The organism is Orbaceae bacterium lpD04, from assembly GCA_036251935.1.
GTDB lineage: Bacteria > Pseudomonadota > Gammaproteobacteria > Enterobacterales > Orbaceae > Orbus > Orbus wheelerorum.
Genome location: CP133967.1, coordinates 1,547,461 through 1,566,291 on the forward strand (window position 1 = coordinate 1,547,461; position 18,831 = coordinate 1,566,291).

General features: G+C 36.8%; 11 protein-coding genes and 1 riboswitch. Of the genes, 9 read left to right on the forward strand and 2 right to left on the reverse strand.

The features are described 5' to 3' along the window. Window positions 1-125 precede the first annotated feature (125 nt). Both RHO14_07130 and RHO14_07135 read left to right on the forward strand, forming a co-directional pair. Window positions 126-893: a transporter substrate-binding domain-containing protein gene (locus RHO14_07130; protein ID WVD70128.1), complete on the forward strand. Its 768-nt coding sequence runs from the start codon at window positions 126-128 to the stop codon at window positions 891-893. A gap of 65 nt (window positions 894-958) precedes the next feature. Continuing rightward, window positions 959-1,291 carry an SMR family transporter gene (locus RHO14_07135; protein WVD70129.1) on the forward strand — a complete coding sequence of 111 codons (333 nt, stop codon included), beginning with the start codon at window positions 959-961 and terminating at the stop codon, window positions 1,289-1,291. Window positions 1,292-1,347: 56 nt separating this feature from the next. On the opposite strand, the gene argS is transcribed toward RHO14_07135, so the two are convergent. After that, window positions 1,348-3,081 carry an arginine--tRNA ligase gene (gene argS, locus RHO14_07140; protein ID WVD70130.1) on the reverse strand — a complete coding sequence of 578 codons (1,734 nt, stop codon included), beginning with the start codon at window positions 3,079-3,081 and terminating at the stop codon, window positions 1,348-1,350. A 115-nt stretch (window positions 3,082-3,196) separates the two neighbouring features. Continuing rightward, a riboswitch (TPP riboswitch) is annotated at window positions 3,197-3,308 on the forward strand. A 108-nt stretch (window positions 3,309-3,416) separates the two neighbouring features. Here argS and thiB point away from each other — a divergent pair. From thiB to thiQ, 3 genes are read left to right on the forward strand one after another with little or no spacing between them, the layout of a single operon-like run. Beyond that, window positions 3,417-4,406, forward strand: coding sequence for a thiamine ABC transporter substrate binding subunit (thiB, locus tag RHO14_07145; protein ID WVD70131.1), 990 nt, complete (start codon window positions 3,417-3,419; stop codon window positions 4,404-4,406). Then, the gene (thiP, locus tag RHO14_07150) at window positions 4,382-5,971 is read left to right on the forward strand and encodes a thiamine/thiamine pyrophosphate ABC transporter permease (protein ID WVD70132.1); all 1,590 of its coding nucleotides are present in this window, start codon (window positions 4,382-4,384) and stop codon (window positions 5,969-5,971) included. Before thiB ends, thiP begins: the two co-directional genes overlap by 25 nt. Continuing rightward, the gene (gene thiQ, locus RHO14_07155) at window positions 5,958-6,647 is read left to right on the forward strand and encodes a thiamine ABC transporter ATP-binding protein ThiQ (protein ID WVD70133.1); all 690 of its coding nucleotides are present in this window, start codon (window positions 5,958-5,960) and stop codon (window positions 6,645-6,647) included. The genes thiP and thiQ overlap by 14 nt, the downstream gene beginning before the upstream one ends. Before the next feature lie 90 nt (window positions 6,648-6,737). Here thiQ and RHO14_07160 read toward each other — a convergent pair whose 3' ends face one another. Beyond that, window positions 6,738-7,025 carry a YciI family protein gene (locus tag RHO14_07160; GenBank protein ID WVD70134.1) on the reverse strand — a complete coding sequence of 96 codons (288 nt, stop codon included), beginning with the start codon at window positions 7,023-7,025 and terminating at the stop codon, window positions 6,738-6,740. A 162-nt stretch (window positions 7,026-7,187) separates the two neighbouring features. Here RHO14_07160 and proC point away from each other — a divergent pair, with 162 nt between their 5' ends. The 4 genes from proC (at window position 7,188) to RHO14_07180 (ending at window position 18,718) form a co-directional block, all read left to right on the forward strand. Further along, window positions 7,188-8,000: a pyrroline-5-carboxylate reductase gene (gene proC, locus RHO14_07165; GenBank protein WVD70135.1), complete on the forward strand. Its 813-nt coding sequence runs from the start codon at window positions 7,188-7,190 to the stop codon at window positions 7,998-8,000. A 243-nt stretch (window positions 8,001-8,243) separates the two neighbouring features. Further along, complete coding sequence (locus RHO14_07170) at window positions 8,244-9,944, forward strand: ShlB/FhaC/HecB family hemolysin secretion/activation protein (GenBank protein ID WVD70136.1); 1,701 nt, start codon at window positions 8,244-8,246, stop codon at window positions 9,942-9,944. An 80-nt stretch (window positions 9,945-10,024) separates the two neighbouring features. Next, window positions 10,025-18,451: a hemagglutinin repeat-containing protein gene (locus tag RHO14_07175; GenBank protein ID WVD70137.1), complete on the forward strand. Its 8,427-nt coding sequence runs from the start codon at window positions 10,025-10,027 to the stop codon at window positions 18,449-18,451. Continuing rightward, on the forward strand, window positions 18,452-18,718 hold the full coding sequence (locus tag RHO14_07180) for a hypothetical protein (protein ID WVD70138.1): 267 nt from the start codon (window positions 18,452-18,454) through the stop codon (window positions 18,716-18,718). The last annotated feature ends 113 nt before the right edge of the window (window positions 18,719-18,831 follow it).

The following is an 18,831-nucleotide window of genomic DNA, read 5'->3' on the forward strand; positions in this document are numbered from 1 at the left end:
AAATGACTTTTATGTGGCGTAAGTATCGTCATTTTTTGTTTTACTTATTTTTACTAGACGAAAAAAGGATTAATATTGAATAATAATTAGTACCAAAGTGTCGATCATAAATAACAAGGACAATGATGAAAAAAATACTATTAGTATTATTAACAATGGTGCTTACTTACAATGCACAAGCGAGAACATTTGAGCAGATCAAATCCTCTGGAATCTTGATAATCGGCGTGCCTGCTGATTATGCACCACTTGCTTATCATAATAAGCAGGGTAAACTCGTTGGTTTTGATATTGATATGGCTAAAAACTTAGCGAAATCACTCAATTTAGTCCCTGTGTTTTTTATTACGAGTTGGCCAACGCTTGCCAAAGACTTAGCCGATGACAGATATGATATCGCAATGGGCGGCGTTACTTACACCAAAGCAAGGGCTGAGCAGTTTTTATTAACGGATCAAATTATTCCTAATGGCAAAATTGCCTTAGCAAGCTGTCAATCGGCACCTAAATTAATTGATTTAGCGCATATTGATCAGCCAGATATAAAAGTTGTGGTTAATCCTGGTGGTACAAATGAAAGCTTTGTAAATACTCATATTGTTCATGCTCAAATTATTCGGGTGAAAAATAATATTGATAATATTCAAGCGTTAAGAGATAAAACCGCGGATATGATGATAACTGATTTAATTGAAGGTTATCATTATCAATATTCTGAGCCGGGTACTTTATGCTTAGCAACAAAAACGCCATTTGCGGGTACTAAAAGTTATAAAGCGTATATGGTTAAGTTACAAAATAGCGATCTACTTAATGCGATTAATCATTGGTTAGCAAAGTCTACCATTAACCCTATTGCAAAAAAATGGGGCGTACACACACAAATTGAGTGAGTTTAAACTGCAACTTAATTAATGTGACCAATAATATCTAACTCTTATTAAGGTGAAGAACGAATATGTATGCCTATTTACTCCTATTTTTGGCAATTATTTGTGAGGTAATCGCCACCTCTGCGTTAAAGCTATCAAACGGATTTACTCAATTAATGCCAACAATAATCGCAATTATCGGCTATAGCGCCTCATTTTACTTATTGTCATTAACCCTTAGAACGATCCCTGTTGGGATTGCTTATGCAATTTGGTCGGGTATTGGCATTATACTCATTAGCATAATTGCTTGGCTGTTTTTTAAGCAAGCACTTGATCTCGCTGCGTTAATTGGAATGGGATTTATTATGTTTGGGGTAATTATTATTAATCTTTTTTCTAGCGTTGCAGGGCACTAATAATTGGCATATGAAATTAAAAGCGCCTTACTTATTGTAAAGCGCTCTTACTACCATTACATCTTTTCGATAGTTTTTATTCCTAACATATCTAACCCTATTTTTAATGTTTTCGCTGTCAAGGCCGCTAATTTTAAACGGCTTTGTTTAAGTGCTTCAGTCTCTGCTGATAATACAGGGCAATGCTCATAAAAACTTGAAAATAGGGTAGCAATATCATAAAGATAAGCGCAAAGTACATGCGGTAAACCATCATTAGCAACAATATTAACCGTCTCATTAAATTGTAATAATTTAATCGCTAAAGCGCGCTCTTTATCATGTTCAAGGCTAATTTGGCCCGCTAAATTATCGGCCGATAATTCCGCTTTACGAAAAATCGATAACACCCTAGTATAAGCGTATTGTAGGTAAGGCGCAGTATTGCCTTCAAATGACAACATATTGTCCCAATCAAATACATAATCAGTGGTTCTATTTTTTGATAGATCAGCATATTTAACCGCGCCAATTGCTACCGCATCAACAATAGCTGCTAGCTCGTCATGACTTAAATCAGGGTTTTTTGACTTAATTAAAGTCGTTGCACGCTCAATTGCTTCATCGAGTAGGTCATTAAGTTTTACTGTATCACCTGAGCGGGTTTTAAATGGTTTACCATCTTTACCAAGCATCATGCCGAACATATGGTGTTCAAGTTGTAATGATGATGGAATATAATTCGCTTTATGTGCAATTAACCATACTTGTTCTAAATGTTGATGCTGCCTTGAGTCGATGTAGTATAAAATGCGATCAGCATGCAGCGCTTCATAACGGTATTTTACCGCCGTTATATCGGTTGTTGCGTAAAGGTAACCCCCGTCACGTTTTTGAATAATAACGCCCATCGGTTCGCCTTCTTTATTTTTAAACTCATCTAAAAAGACCACCGTTGCACCATTACTTTCAACTGCGATCCCTTGCGCTTTAAGATCAGCAACGACGCCTGGTAACATCGCATTATAGATACTTTCACCCATGGTATCTTCTAGTGACAACGTCACGTTTAACCGTTTGTAAGTGGCAATATTTTGAGTCATTGTGATATCGATAAGTTTACGCCACATAGCGCGGCAATACTCATCCCCACCTTGTAATTTAACCACATAGTTACGGGCTTTTTCGGCAAAAACCGGATCTTCGTCATAATGCTTTTTAGATTCACGATAAAACGTTTCTAAATCTGATAGCGCCATATCATTAGCATTTTCATTTTGCATTTTTTCTAAGTAGGCAATTAGCATACCAAATTGCGTACCCCAATCACCGACATGGTTTGCTTTGATGACATTGTGACCCAAAAATGATAAAACACGCACCGATGCATCACCAATAATTGTTGAACGCAAGTGACCAACATGCATCTCTTTAGCAACATTAGGCGCTGAATAATCAACAATAATATTTTGTGGTTTATCCGCTAAGGTTAGATTAAGTTTTTCATTATTTAAAGCCAAATCGCTTTGTTTAGCTAACCAGTTTTCATTTAGAAATAGGTTAATAAAACCCGGCCCAGCAATTTCAATTTTACTAACATAATCGGTAATTGATAAATGCTTAACCACATTTTCAGCTAATTCTCGAGGATTAATCGCTAATTTTTTAGCGGCGGCCATAATACCATTTGCTTGGTAATCGCCAAATTGCGCTTTCGCCGATTGCTTTATTAATGCATCACAATCGCTTGGTGCACCTGCTGCAACCATCGCTTGTTTGATTTTGTCAGATAATAATAATTGAATGTTCACTTGGATCTACCTAAATATTGATAAAATATTGGCGCATATAATACCTGTAAAGGTAAAAAAAGTCATTCTCCACGTAAAAGATGATTTACTTTAGTATTTAATCCGCTAGAATAAATCGTTCTCAACGGGGAGCAAATTGGTGAAAACCTAAGCTGAGAGTTGCGTAAGCATGACCCGTCGAACCTGAACCGGCTAATACCGGCGGAGGGATTGAGTATATCAAAGTTAATATTTTTTAATTTTTTATCAGCTCAAACCTTTTGTCTTAAATTAAGTGTAGTTTTTATCTGATTTATATACCGTTATCTATGACGATATATAGCTAAGAGGGCAAAATGTTACGTATTATTTCTCTTTTCACCATAACCTTACTAATTAGCTGTCAACTGTATGCTAAAGATAAACCGGTGCTGACTATCTATAGCTATAGCTCATTTTTATCAGAGTGGGGGCCGGGTAATAAAATTAAACAAGATTTTCAAGCGCTATGTGACTGCCAACTTAATACTATCAGTATTGACGATGGCGTAATGATTTTAAACCGCTTAAGATTAGAAGGCTCACGAAGCAAAGCGGATGTGATTATTGGCCTTGATACCAACCTAATTAGTATGGCTAAAAAAGCCGATTTGATTCAGCCTCATCACATTAATCGACCCGATAACTTAGCTATCGATTGGTTTGATGAGCAGTTTATTCCTTACGACTACGGTTACTTTGCTTTTATCTATAATAAAGACAAAATTACCTCACCGCCGCAAAGCTTTGCCCAGCTGCTTAATAATCCCAAGTGGAAAATTGTTTATCAAGATCCCCGTACCAGTACGCCAGGGCTAGGGCTATTACTTTGGATCAATAAAATTTATGGTCAAGATGCGCCAAGTGTATGGCAAAAACTCGCTAAACAAACATTAACAGTGACTAAGGGTTGGAGCGAGTCGTATGGCCTATTTTTACAAGGTGAGGCTGACTTTGTTTTAAGTTACACCACATCACCCGCAGTGCACATTATTAATGATAACGATCATCGTTATCAAGCAGCAATATTTAGCGAAGGCCATTATCAGCAAATCGAAATCGCGGCCATGACCAAATATACAAAGCAGCCTGATTTAGCTAAGCAGTTTCTCGCTTTTTTATTAACTCCTGACGTTCAGCAACTGTTTGCTGAAAAAAATATTATGTATCCGGCAATCAATACCACCGTGCCAGACGCTTACGCCGAAATCCCCAAAGTGAGTAAGCCTTTATCATTTAATGAAAATGAAGTATTTAGTCATCAAAAGCAATGGATTAAGCAATGGCAACAAGCCGTCAGTCAATAGGCGCCTTGATCCCTGGCGCAATTGTTGTGGCATTTATCGCCACAATCATTTTTACCGCATTGGCGGCGTTATGGCAGTTTGCTTTTATTAATGGCGATGAAGCGTTTTATTTTGATAGCTACCTTTGGCAAGTACTTTCATTTACCTTTGTACAAGCAGCGTTATCAACACTAATTTCTATCATCTTGGCGGTATTTTTTGCTAAAGCGATATATCAAAATCATTTTATTGGTAAAATTTGGTTATTGCGCGTTTTATCTCTCACCTTTGTATTGCCATCATTAGTTGTTGTGACTGGGTTATTAGCGGTTTATGGTAATCATGGCTGGATTGCTAAATTATCTCAATATCTCAATATTGATTATTCATTCTCGATTTATGGCTTAAATGGCATTTTAATTGCCCATGTATTTTTAAACTTTCCTTTTGCCAGTAAGTATTGTTACCAGTCACTATTATTAATACCAAATCAACAAAGGCAGTTAGCTGAGCAACTTGGATTAAATGCGCTATACACCTTTCGTTATTTAGAATTGCCGGTATTAGTTAAGCAGCTGTTACCACTGAGTGGGCTTATTTTTATGTTTTGTTTTTCGAGCTTTGCAACGGTGCTCGCGCTTAGTGGTGGACCAAAATATACCACAATAGAAGTTGCAATTTATCAAGCAGTACGCGATTTTGAGCTTAACCAAGCGGTCATTTTATCGTGTATTCAACTGCTATTTTGCTGTGGGTTTTTACTACTATTAAAGCGGCTTGAGCCTAAGCAAGCCCCATTGCTGATTAATAACAGTAAAGCTTATATTGGTAATAGCGGCGCATGGCAAAAGTGTTTAAGTTTTAGCATCATTAGCGCTGGAGCCTTATTTATTTTTATGCCGTTATTCGCTATTTTTTGTGAAGGGATCTATTATTTTTCTTATTCATTTTTAACCCAATCATTAGTTAATGCAGCATCTACCTCAATAATTATCGCTATATGTTCAGCAATACTTGCTATGTTGCAAGCTATTTTAGTGTTATGGACTAATAGCCGATTACAACTTATTGGTAAAAATAAATTAAGTGAGATATTAATGCTATTAGGATCACTTATTTTAGCCGTGCCAAGTATGGTACTATCAGCCGGCTTCTTTATTCTATTTTATAGTTTGACTGATATTTATGGCGTGATATTTATATTAGTTATCATTAGCAATAGCTTATTAGCCTTACCGTTTATTTTAAAACAGTTGGCATCGCCATTAGCTGATTTAACAAAACAATATCATTTTTTAAGCCAATCACTCAATATTAGTGGGTTACGTTACTTTTACCTTATTGAGTTTAAAGCACTAAAAAAATTATTTATTTATAGCTTCACCTTAGCCTGTATTATGTCTATGGGTGACTTTGGTATTGTGGCATTATTTGGTGGGCAGCAGTTTATGACTTTACCTTATTACCTTTATGAACTAATTAGCCATTATCGTTATCAAGAAGCATCATTTAGCGCACTGTTATTATTGCTAATCAGCTTTTTATTTATGACACTATTTGAGTATTCCAATCATGATCGAACTTAATGAGGTTGTTTATCTTTACGACAGCGAAAAAATGCTATTTAACTTCACCGCAGAGCAAGGCGAGTTTATCACAATACTTGGCCCTAGTGGCGCGGGTAAAAGTACATTACTCAGTTTAATTGCTGGCTTTGTTATACCTCGTTCTGGCAAAATTTTATTAAATAATCAAGATGAAACCAATACAGCGCCAAGTAAAAGGCCTGTATCGATGTTATTTCAAGATAACAACTTATTTACTCATCTAACCGTTGAACAGAACCTGGCATTAGGATTATCGCCCTCATTAAAGCTCACGCCTTTACAGCAGCAGCAATTAATGCTTATCGCTAAGCGAATTGGCCTTGAAGCTTATTTATCAACTTATCCTACGCAGCTATCTGGCGGACAAAAGCAGCGCGTTGCGATAGGGCGCTGTTTATTACAGCATCGCCCCATTTTACTGCTCGACGAGCCATTTTCTTCACTCGACCCAAAACTTAAAAAAGAGATGTTTGAGTTACTTTACCAAATTCAGCAAGAGTACCAATTGACTATTTTGATGGTTACTCATCAATTAGATGATATTGCAACAAGTAATAATCGCTGTTTAGTGATTGTAGAGGGCAAAATTGTATTTGATGGCAATTATCAGCAACTACAAAGTAATACAACGATCGCCGCTTTTTTAGGAATTTAGGCCATAAAGGCCCGTTTCGTTAAAATATTGTTGTAATACCTAATTATAGTGTAATTTTTTAAAAACTAAATTGTGCTATCACTTATTGTATTATTTAATAAAGGGATCAAATCCTATTGCATATTTAGTCGGTGTAAACTCGGTGATCTCATATTTAGCAATTTGATGTAAATAAAATGGGTCGGCCCTCATAATATCAAGTGCTTGTTCTTTGCTGCTTGCTCGACATAGTATAATGCCACCAGTTCGTGGCTCTTGTGGGCCTGAGGCAACAAAATGCCCTAATGCATAATACTTATCAAGGTAATTTCGGTGTTCAGGTAAGTGTTTTTCAACTTCATCAAGTGACTGCTGATAACTTAATTTAAAAATAAACATAATATTTCCTTAAAAATTAACAAGGTAAATAACTATATAATTAAATAGCGAATATTCAATTAAAAAAATTAATTTTCAAGCCAAAAATATATTTTGCTATTTCAATTAAATCATTATATAACTTTGGCAGTTCAATTTATTTAATGATCAGAGGTGAGTACAGTGGAACAACGAATAGGATTTATTGGATTAGGCAATATGGGAAGTGCAATATTACAAGGTATTTTAGCAAGTGATACTATCTTACCATCAAAGCTGTATGTCTATGATATTAGCTCGGAAGCAACTGACTCACTCAAGCAGCAATTTGCTATTAATGTATCGGAAACAGCTAAAGATGTTGCCAGAGAAGCCGATATCGTTTTTATTGCGGTAAAACCCAATAATGTACATGAAGTCTTAGTTGAAATCCAAAAAGAACTTAAAAAATCAACTGTCGTTGTCTCTATTGCAGCAGGCATTACACTTAAAGCTATTGAAACGGTAATTGGTTACGAACAAAAAGTGATTCGAGTTATGCCAAATACCCCGGCATTAGTTAATTCTGCAATGTGCTCAATTACACCAAATACAGAAGTTTCAGCCGAAGAACTGCTGACTGTAAGAGCGCTTTTAAATTGTATTGGCCTTAGCGAAGTATTGCCTGAATACCAAGTACATGCCGCAACCGCTGTTGGCGGCAGTGCCCCGGCATTTGTATTTATGTTTATTGAAGCCTTAGCCGATGGCGCCGTTAAAGGCGGTATGACGCGAAAACAAGCCTACAAATTTGCCGCTCAAACCGTGATGGGATCGGCTAAATTGATATTGGAAACCGGTAAACATCCCGGCGAGCTAAAAGACATGGTTTGTTCACCGAGCGGCACAACAATTGATGGTGTTCAAGTTCTTGAAGAAAAATCCTTTAGAGCCGCAGTTATGGACGCGGTTGAAGCATCTATAAACCGCTCTAAAATCCTCAGCGGTGAAAAATAGCGCTATTTAATTAGCTAGTTTATCGTTATTAAGCTAGCTAATCCCCCATTTTAATTTAGTAATGCTTTATTTGATTATTACTTAATTAACAGAATTAACTTACTAATTTTATTAATTATTTTTAAATTGTTGTAATTTTAATCAAATGAGCGTTAATTAATGACAAAATATTCATTTTTTATGGACAATTTGTGCTCATTATTTTAGCATGGCGCACTTTTTGTAAACTTGTGTTAAATTTTTGTGAAAAATATAATAATAAAACCACTATTTTGGCTATGTTGTCTTACTACCTTATCATTTGATAGTATCAGTGCCCCGTTACCAACGCTAGCTGAAAAAGCGATCAGTGATCAGCAATTAATTTATCAGCAAGAGCGGCAAAAGGCATTGCAAGGCAGTTTAGCATCGCCGCAGCCCGATATTCGATTATTAAAGGCGAGGGTCAAAACCAATACAATTAATTTCCCGGCGGAAACACCCTGCTTTGTCATTAACCACGTTGAACTGCGTGAGCGTGATAGTTTGCCGTTTATTATGCCGCTATACCCGTTATCAAACCAAGCAATAGGGCGATGCCTTGGCGGTGAAGGGATTGGTTTATTAATGAGCGAACTGCAAAACCGCATTATTAGCTATGGCTATATCACAACTCGCGTGGTTGCTCCCGAGCAAGACTTAACGAGCGGCACGTTAGTGTTATTACTGGTTAAAGGAACGGTAAGGGATGTCTATTATGCTGACGGCAGTGATAAACACAATAGTTTACAAAGCACCTTACCGGTAAACAAAGGGCAACTGCTTAATTTACGTGATATTGAGCAAGGGCTTGAAAATTTACAGCGTATCCCAACCGTTAAAGCCGATATGCAGCTAGTCCCCGGTGAAAACCCGGGCGAGAGTGATATTGTCATTAACCGCACGCAGTCAAAATACTGGCGTATTGGCGCATCACTTGATGATTCAGGCACCAAAGATACGGGGCGCTATCAAGGTGGGCTTACACTCTATTTAGACAATCCACTTGGCATGAGCGATGCGTTTTATGTTTCTGGCGGTCACGACTTGGATGGCAACAGCAAATATGGCTCTAAAAACTACCTATTTTCATACTCAGTGCCGATGGGCTATTGGGCACTAAGTTCATCACTAAGCAGCAATACCTATAATCAAACCGTTGCTGGCACGCCAGATTATCAATATAGCGGGCGAAGTCGTAATATCAATGTGCAGCTAAGCCGGGTTATTCACCGTAATGAATCGCAAAAAACTACTTTAAGTTATGGGCTTAACTTTAAAGAGTCACACAACTACATTAATGATACCGAAGTTGAGGTACAGGGCCGTAAAACCACCAGTTGGATTTTAGGCATTAATCACCGTCACTACTTTGGTAATATTACCCTTGATGCAGGCGCTAGTTATAAAAAAGGGGTACGTTGGTTTGGTGCGCATCAGGCGCCAGAAGAGGGCACCGGTTATGGCACCGCGTTATCCGATATTTTTAATGTCAATGTCTCTTTAAATGTGCCTTTTACCCTTGCTGAGCAAAGCTTTCGTTATAACTTCGATTATCAAGGTCAATTTACCCGTGGTGGCGATTTAACGCCGCCAGAGCGTTTTTCAATTGGGAGCCGCTGGACGGTAAGAGGCTTTGATGGTGAACTGAGTTTAAGTGCTGATAGTGGTTGGTATATTCGTAATGAACTGGCTTTAGCAACGCCATTCAATAATGAACTCTATTTAGGCCTTGATTACGGCGAAGTCTCTGGCGCTAATTCAGGCTACTTATTAGGTAAAAAACTTGCCGGTAGTGCACTTGGTTTACGCGGCAGCCTTTATGGCGTTTCGTATGATGCGTTTATGGGCACGCCACTGTATAAACCCCATGGTTTTAAAACCGATGATGTGACGCTGGGTTTTAATATTAACTGGAGTTATTAAGTGCATCACACCTTGAAAAATAACGATAAAAACAACAATAACAATAACAATAACAACAAGAATAAAAAACGGAATGGACTATGAACAAGCATTTTTACCGAATTATTTTTAATCAAGCCCGCGGCATGTTAATGGTGGTTGGTGAGATAGTTAAACGCCATCAAGGTGAAGGGCGAAGCAGCCAACAAGCGACAGAAACTAAAATCAATGATAACACCATCACGGCGGCTTTAAAGCCAATTTGTTTTTTAACTTACGTTGCACTGGGTTTTGTTAGCGTTAATGCCGCAAGCTACGCAAGTACCATCATTGTTGATAACAATGCTGATAAGTCACAGCGGCCAACGGTTAATCAAACTGCCAACGGCGCGACGCAAATTAATGTTCAAGAAGCGAGTAAAGCCGGCGTTTCACATAATAAATTTAGTCAGTTTGATGTGTCACAAAAAGGCGTGATTTTAAATAATAGCGCCCAGCTGTCAAATACCGAGCTAGCGGGTTACATTAAAGGCAATGATAATTTAATTCGCTCGGGCAGTGCCAAAGTGATTTTAAATGAAATCAATGCTAAAAATGCCAGCCAACTTAACGGTTATATCGAAGTGGCAGGTCAAAAAGCGCAGGTTATTATCGCTAATGCCGCGGGTATTACCTGTAATGGTTGCGGCTTTATCAACGCCGATAGGGCGACATTAACCACCGGTAAACCCGTATTTGAAAACGGCCAGCTAAAGGGTTACTTGGTTGAGCAAGGCAATATTACCATTAACGGCAAAGGCATGGACAGTTCACGGCAAAACTATACCGATTTAATTGCCCGCACGGTTAATATTAATAGCAGCTTATGGGCCAATGATGTAACGGTTATCGCAGGTAAAAACAAAGTAAGCCATGATTTACAAACTATTGAGGCGCTTGATAGCCTTGATGATAAACCGCAAGTTGCAATTGACGTTGCCGCGCTAGGCGGCATGTACGCGGGCGGCATTAAACTGATTGGCACTGAGGGCGGCGTTGGTGTTTATAATGCCGGCAGCTTAGGGGCAAGTGCTGGCAACTTAACGATTAGTACTGACGGTAAAATTGTTAATACGGGCGCTATGCAGGCTAAGCAAGATATTACGCTTAATAGCTCACAAAATATTGATAATCAAAAACAGATATACAGTAAACAAACTATTCATCTTGATAGTCGGCAAGCGATTAATAATAACGGTACACTGATTGCACAAAATGATATTGCATTAACGGCTAAAACGATTAATAGTAGCAAGCAAAGTACTGTTGCAGCAGGGATCGATGAAAATGGTAAATTGACTACAATAGGTGGTATAACGGCAAAAGCCAAAGATATGACCTTATCTGGACAGAATTTAGCCACAAAATCAGTCAACTTAACCGCAGATGATACCGTTAATTTAGATAAAAGTACGCTAGTTGGTGGCAATATTGCGATCAATGGTGCACACGTTTCAGCCCAAGCAACAACGATTAACAGCAGTGATGCATTAAGTCTTCATGCGACAGATATCGCTAATACGGAAAACTCATCGATATCGAGCCAAGGAAAAGTTCAAATTGATGCGGGCCGCATTCAAAATGCGGGTAGTACTTGGATCGCAGAGCAAGGAATAGAACTTACTGCGAGTCAATTATTAGACAATAAACATAGCCAATTAGTATCAGGCGGTAACATGACTATTAGTGTTGATTATTTATTTAATAATGCCAATAGTGAGCTACAAGCCAAAGATGATATTGTTATTAACTCAGCAGAATTTAATAATCTTTCTAGTAAGCTTAATTCCTTAGCTTCGTTAAATATTAACTCTATAAATATATTGGCAGACAACGCAAGCTTTAATTCGTCTAAAATGATAACGATTAAAGCTAAACAAATTAATAATAAAAACGCTATATTTAGTACTAAAGATTCAATCAATATATCATCAAATGATTTGAATACAGATGATAGTAGCTATTTTGCAGAACGCGAAATTAATTTTTTATCAAGTGGAAAAATTTCACTTAATGGTTCAGAAATTAAAGGAAAAGATAATATTTCAATAGTTAGTGATCAGATTGATCTTAATAATGCATCATTGATTGGTGAAAAAAAATTATCAATTAGCGCTAACTTAATTAATGCTAATAATATATCGGCTAAAACTAATCAATCCATATCTATAAAAGCAAATTCTTATTTTGGAAATTATTCAAATATTACTACTAATCAGGACTTAACCTTTACAGTTGGACAACTAAGCACTCAATATAATAATATTATCTCATCTAACTTTGATGTAATGGCGAGTAAGTGGTTTAATCAATTTTCGAATATAAAAACAACAAATAATCTAAATGCTACTGTTGATGATAATATTACTAATCAAAACTCTTTCTATTTAGCTGGAAATATCAATTTCACTACAGATGCATTTACCGGTATGCATGATATTCAAAGTGCAAACAACTTATCAATTAATACTAATCAAACTTATATTAATGATTCAAAAATTTTGGCTAATGGTAATATCACTATTAAGTCAGTTCAAGATATCATTAATGATGGCCAGATAATTTCTGGAAGTAAAGTCGTTTTGAAAAGTAACCAACTGACGAACAATCTCAATTCGGAAATAAGTTCTGATATGGTTTATCTTGATAATAATATTCTAAATAATAGTGGCATTCTCAACGGCGTTTCTCTTTATTTATTATCAAGCAAGCAATTAAATAATATTAGTTCTGCGAAAATCTATGGAACAAATATTTTTATAAAAAGTGATGAATTAAATAATTTAGCAATTAATGGTATAGCACCAATTATTGCAGCAAGAGAATCATTAAATATTGGAGTTCAAACGTTAAAAAATGAAGGTCATGCAAAACTTTTGAGCGTTGGTATTTTACGTATTGGTGGAGACATTGATGAAAATGGTATTGTGACAAAGCAAGCTAATAATATAATTAATAGTTCGGCAACGATTGAATCACACGGTGATATGTTCATTAATGCTAATAATATTGAAAATTTAAATAATAAGGTAACAACAGAAGAAAAGTTAAGTACGGATATACCTGAGCGAGTAATTTATTTTCAACCAAAAGATTTACCTGATTCAAAATTTTCAGTAGATGAATTAACATTCCAAGTCAACCGCAATGGATCATTTATTTTTCTTTCGTGGGATGAACTTAGCGATTCAGAGAAAAATAATAGTGAAATCCGAAGAATAAAAATAAGAAGCACTGGGGAAGATTTTAGATGGTTTTATCATTATGATTATACTATCGAAAAATACATTACATCTCTTTTAGAATCTGATTCATCAATGATTACTTCGGCTGCTAATATATCAATCAATAGTAAAGTATTAACAAATGAAAATAGTAAAATTGTTGCTGGCAATAATCTTGTCATGGAAATCGAAACCTTAAAGAATAAGGCTTTACCAAGTACTGAAAGATCAGCTTACAAAGGGAAAGTGTTTTTCCATAAGCATAATACAAATGGCTCTTTTTCAAAGTCTGAGTCGGCCTATATTAGAGCTGATCAAATCGTTCATAATGATATTAGTAATTTAAATATTATAGATCAGCAAATTGTAAACTCCGATGAATTTCAGCCCGAAAATAAGGCTACCACTGATGTGATTGTTGATAGCAATGGAAGTTCAAATATTAATGCGGGCCAACATGATTTATCACAAATAGTGATTAGCACTCTAGAGCCTAATACTAAAATACCCGATAGTAGTTTATATAATATAAATAAGAATAGCGAAAGTAATTACTTAGTTGAAACAGATCCTCGTTTTACAAATAAACAAAATTGGCTAAATTCTGATTACATGATTAGGCAATTAAAGTTAGAACCTAATAACATTCAAAAGCGATTAGGTGATGGTTACTATGAACAGCAGCTTATTCAAGAACAAATCATTTCATTAACTGGTAATCGTTATTTAGGTGATTATTCAAATGATTTAGAACAATATAAAGGGCTAATGAATGATGGCGTTGTTTTTGCCGAAAAATATGGTTTATCTATTGGAGTTGCATTAACTGCAGAGCAAATGCAATCATTAACGACAGATATTGTTTGGTTAGTAGAAAAAACAGTCAATATTGATGGCGAGCCTATCAGTGTACTTGTTCCACAAGTATATATTGTTAATCGACCGAAAGTATCAACGGATGGTTCATTACTATCAGGTAATAATATTTCAATTGATGGTCAGCAGATTGATAATAATGGTTCAATTGTTGCCAAAAATGAAATAGGAATAACCGTTGATAATATCTCTAATCAAGGATTGCTGTATAGCGATAATATTATTATTAAAGCTAATGAAAATATTAATAGCAGCGGAAAATTAATCGCGGATAACTTAATATCATTAACAGCAAGACAAGATATAAATCTCCTTTCAACTACAAGCACACAAACAAAAGGAAATAATTCTGTTACAACTAATATAGATAGAATTTCTAGTTTACAAGTGGCCCATGGGGATATAAAACTAAATGCTCAAAATGATATTAATTTATCTTCAGCACTTATTACAAATACTAATGATAATGGTTTAATAAGCATTGATGCTGGTAATGATATTAAATTATCCACTATGCAAACTGAAGACAAATATGCCGTTATTTTTAATAAGGATCATTATCGAAAAACAGATGAAACACAAGCAAATGGGACTGAAATTATTAGTGAAGGCAATGTGGCTTTTTCATCTGGTAATCGTATTACAACTAATGCGGCAAATATTTCTGCAAATAAGAATCTATCAATGCAAGCTGCGGGTAATATTGAAATTATCTCTGCACAAGAAAGCACTGACGTTGATTATTATCTCAAGCAAACTAAAAAAGGGATTCTAAGTAGTAAAACAAGAATTGATATTTATCAGAAGGATAATATAACAGAAAAAGGCAGTAGCTTATCTGCTGATAGTATTAATCTTAATGCCGGTAATAACTTAGTGGTAACCGGTAGTCAAGTTGTTGGCAACAAGGATGTCAATTTAACCGCTAACAACGACGTAACGATTGATGCCGCAGAGGAGTCTTATTACACCCATCAGCAAACCATTAAACAAAAATCAGGCTTAATGAGCGGCGGTAATATAGGTTTTTCTTACGGTAAAGAAAAAGAGGACCTAAAACAGACCGACCGCACGCAAGGTTACCAAGCCAGTACCGTTGGTAGCACCGAAGGCAATGTTACGATTAATGCCGGCAAAGACCTGTCGGTTAAAGGCAGTGATATCATAGCCAAAAAGGACATTAATTTAACTGGTGACAATGTCACGCTGGAATCGAATGATTCAAAGGTGACTTATAAAGAAGAGTACAAATACGAAAAATCCGGCTTAACGGTAGCGTTAACCGGTACGGCGGCTGATATTTATGATGCGAAAAAAGCCATCGATAATGCGAAAAAGAAAGATAATGACACGTTACTTGCGCTACAGTCGATAAAATCGGGTTTAACTTTTGCTGATGCAGGGCTTGATTTATATGCTAAAGAAAGTGGTTTAGAAGACCATCAAGCCTCCATTGGTGTAAGCGCATCTATTGGCACGCAAAAAACGGAACGCACGGAAAATCGAGAGCAGCATAATGTTGTTGGTAGCGGCGTGTCGGCGGGTGACAATATCATCATCAAAGCAAGCGGTAATGAGCTGGATAATGGTGGTAATATTACGGTTAAAGGTAGTGAGGTTAGAGCTGGTCAAGATATTAGCCTTGATGCGGGCCACGATTTAACGATGCTCGGCGCAGTCAATACGCAGCATAGCGATAAAGATGAAAAAAGCTATGGTGGCAGTATTGGGGTTGGACTGATATTTGGCTCCGGTGACATGGGAATAAAATTCAGCGGTAATGCCAACTTTAGCCGTGAGCGTGAAAATGCCGATGGCAGCGCGTGGAGTGAAGGGATTGTTGAAGCCGGTAAAAACCTGACGGTTAAAACGGGTCATGATACCACCTTAGTTGGGGCGCAGTTAAAAGGTGACAGCGTTAAGATGGACGTGGGTAATAACCTCAATATTGCATCCCTGCAAGATACTGATAACTATGATTATGATAAATTATCGACCTCAGTTAGTGGCAGTTATACTTATGGTAGCGGTAATTTTGATGCTAACGTCTCACTCAGTAAAACGCAGATGGAAAGCAACTGGGCCAGCGTGACTGATCAGTCGGGTATTTTTGCTGGTAAAAATGGCTTTGATGTGACCGTTGGCAACAATACCGGCCTTAAAGGGGCGGTAATTGCCTCAACGGCTGAGGATAAATCAAACAATAAACTCGATACTGGCACCATTAGTTTTGAAAATATTGAAAACAAAGCCGACTTTAATGTCGACCATGTGTCAATCAGTGCTGGCGTTGGAAGCGGCAATAGCTATCAACCAACAGCAGGTATGCCATCGGTTTACCATAATGATGGCAAAGCCTCAAGCACCACTAAATCGGCGGTTGAAGACGGCACATTAATTGTGCGTAATCAAGATGAGCAGCAACAAAATATTGATGATTTAAGCCGTAATACTGAAAACGCCAATAATCCATTAGGTCAAATCTTTGATAAACAAAAAGAACAAGACCGCATGGATGCCATCGATTTAGTTCGGGACATTGTTGTACAAGGTAAAAACTTAGGGCAAAAATACAGTAAAATAGAGGCGCAGCTTGAACTGAAAGCGCAAGGTGGCGTAAGTAACGAACAAAAAGATGCTGCTATCGCAGCCTTAGGTAAGAATGCCAGCGACAAAGATATTGAAAACTATACCATCAATCAACTGGTGCAGAAAAATGGCATTGGTAGTATGGGCGATGGCTTTAGTAAAGGGCTTGATGCGGCCAGCGCCATTGTTATCGGCATTATTAGTGGCGATATTACCGGCGGCCTTGCAGGCGCCAGTGCACCTTATTTGGCTGAGCAAATTAAAAAGCAAACCGGTCATTATGATGAGGCGGCCAAAGATTGGAAGACTGATGATAAAGCAGCTAATTTAATTGCTCATGCGCTCCTCGGTGCTGCGGTTGCAGCTGCGCAAGGTAACTCAGCGTTAGCGGGCGGTGTTGGTGCGGTTTCGGGTGAAGTTGCGGCAAAATTTATTCGTGATACACTTTACCCTGGTAAAACAACGAGTGAGTTAACTGAACAAGAAAAAGCCAATATCAGCGCCCTCGCGCAAATCGCCAGTGGCCTTGCTGTCGCCGCAGGAAGTGGTGGTAATATTGGCGATGTTGGTACCGCGGTTGCCGGCAGTAAGAATGCAGTTGAGAATAATTTCTTGGGTCCTCAAGATCAAAGCCGTTTAGAAGAGTTAAGAAAAAAACGAAATGAAAGTTTCTTAAGCCAATCTGAAAAAATAGAAATGTTTATGCTGGATGAAAAGGATCAAAAAGGTGATTATCTTGTTGGTAAATACTACAAAGATCCGAACTCATTAACAGAGGCTGAAGCACAAAGATTAGCTGCATCATTATCTGCTTATTATAAACAAATTGAAGGGATGAGTGGAGAGCAAGCAGCGGCGCAAGCGGTGAAAGATTTATTGAGTGGAAATTGGGGTTATCATGCTAATAATTACGATTATCCATATTTAAGTTATGATGAGCATAAGGGGCAGTATAGCGATGCTTATAAGGATTCAATTGCAAATAAATCCTTACTTGATAAATTATTAAGTTCTCGTCCTCAGGATGAAAATGAAGCGTATTATCAAGAACAGTATGCTATTCAAAAATATATCCAAGGAACCGAATGGGAACGCCAAGTTGGCCGTCCTGTGATGAATTTTTTTCCGGGCAATATTGGTGCTATTTATAATGCTATTGATACAGCTCAAGGAAGTTATGCCTTAGGTGAAGGTGCTGGCCAAATATATCATGAAGGAAAATTTACAACAGATGCTGTATTAAAAGTTATGGATGGTGTTTTAACATTAACACCGGTGGTAACTTCTAATTTAATACCTAAAGGTAATTCGGCAGGAATAACGGAAAGTATTATTTCAGATAAAGGTTCTCAAATTGAACTTGCACCAGGTAGTAATTCTATGGGGAATATTAATTCAGGAAAAACGGGTTCTATGATTTTTGAACAAGGATCAACTCCGAATGCTAATGAAATAAGAGCTGGTAGCGGTTTTTTAAACTTAGGTTATGATGTCGTTGTCAAAAAAGAAGTCAATCAAAATAAAGTAAAAACTCAAGATCTTTATGTTGAAGGAGTTGGTAAGGTTGATGTTTATACACCTCAAAATCTTAACTCTAAAACTATTTTAGGAATGATAGAGAAAAAGAATCAACAAACAACCTCTATAATTATTCAAGCGGATCTACCAAAAAATCAAATAACAGAAATAGTTAACAGGACTTGGGGTAAATCAGGGGCAAAGAATATTAATACCTTATTCTTCCAAGATTCTAAAGGACAAATTTATCGATATGATCGACCTAATAATGGAGCTAAATAAATGTCAAAACTTAAATGCCCATGTGGTAATGTAATGGCTGTAAACACAATGGAAGAAGATTTTTTATATGATCTTATTCCTCTAAAAAATCTTTCAGAAATACTTTCTGCTTGGGATGAAATACGAAATGATTCATATGCGGATAAGTTGACTGAATTATATAATAAAGCAGCTAAAGAAGTGTATAAATGCCCTTCATGTGGAAGAATATTAGTTGCAAGCGATAAAGATCCTAATGTTTTTGATTCATATATTAAAGAAGATTAGTTGTATTAGCTCAAATCTAATCTGACAGTTACCAGATTTTTAATCTTAGTTCTGCGATCCCTATAGCAGAACTAAATCAATTATTTTTCAAATATGCGATCCACTATGCAATT

What these genes read in the sequence shown, in the direction of transcription:
- RHO14_07175 (WVD70137.1), top strand. Translation starts at nt 10,025, where the DNA reads ATGAACAAGCATTTTTACCGAATTATTTTTAATCAAGCCCGCGGCATG.
- RHO14_07135 (WVD70129.1), top strand. Translation starts at nt 959, where the DNA reads ATGTATGCCTATTTACTCCTATTTTTGGCAATTATTTGTGAGGTAATC.
- thiB (WVD70131.1), top strand. Translation starts at nt 3,417, where the DNA reads ATGTTACGTATTATTTCTCTTTTCACCATAACCTTACTAATTAGCTGT.
- RHO14_07180 (WVD70138.1), top strand. Translation starts at nt 18,452, where the DNA reads ATGTCAAAACTTAAATGCCCATGTGGTAATGTAATGGCTGTAAACACA.
- thiP (WVD70132.1), top strand. Translation starts at nt 4,382, where the DNA reads ATGGCAACAAGCCGTCAGTCAATAGGCGCCTTGATCCCTGGCGCAATT.
- thiQ (WVD70133.1), top strand. Translation starts at nt 5,958, where the DNA reads ATGATCGAACTTAATGAGGTTGTTTATCTTTACGACAGCGAAAAAATG.
- RHO14_07160 (WVD70134.1), bottom strand. Translation starts at nt 7,025, where the DNA reads ATGTTTATTTTTAAATTAAGTTATCAGCAGTCACTTGATGAAGTTGAA.
- RHO14_07130 (WVD70128.1), top strand. Translation starts at nt 126, where the DNA reads ATGAAAAAAATACTATTAGTATTATTAACAATGGTGCTTACTTACAAT.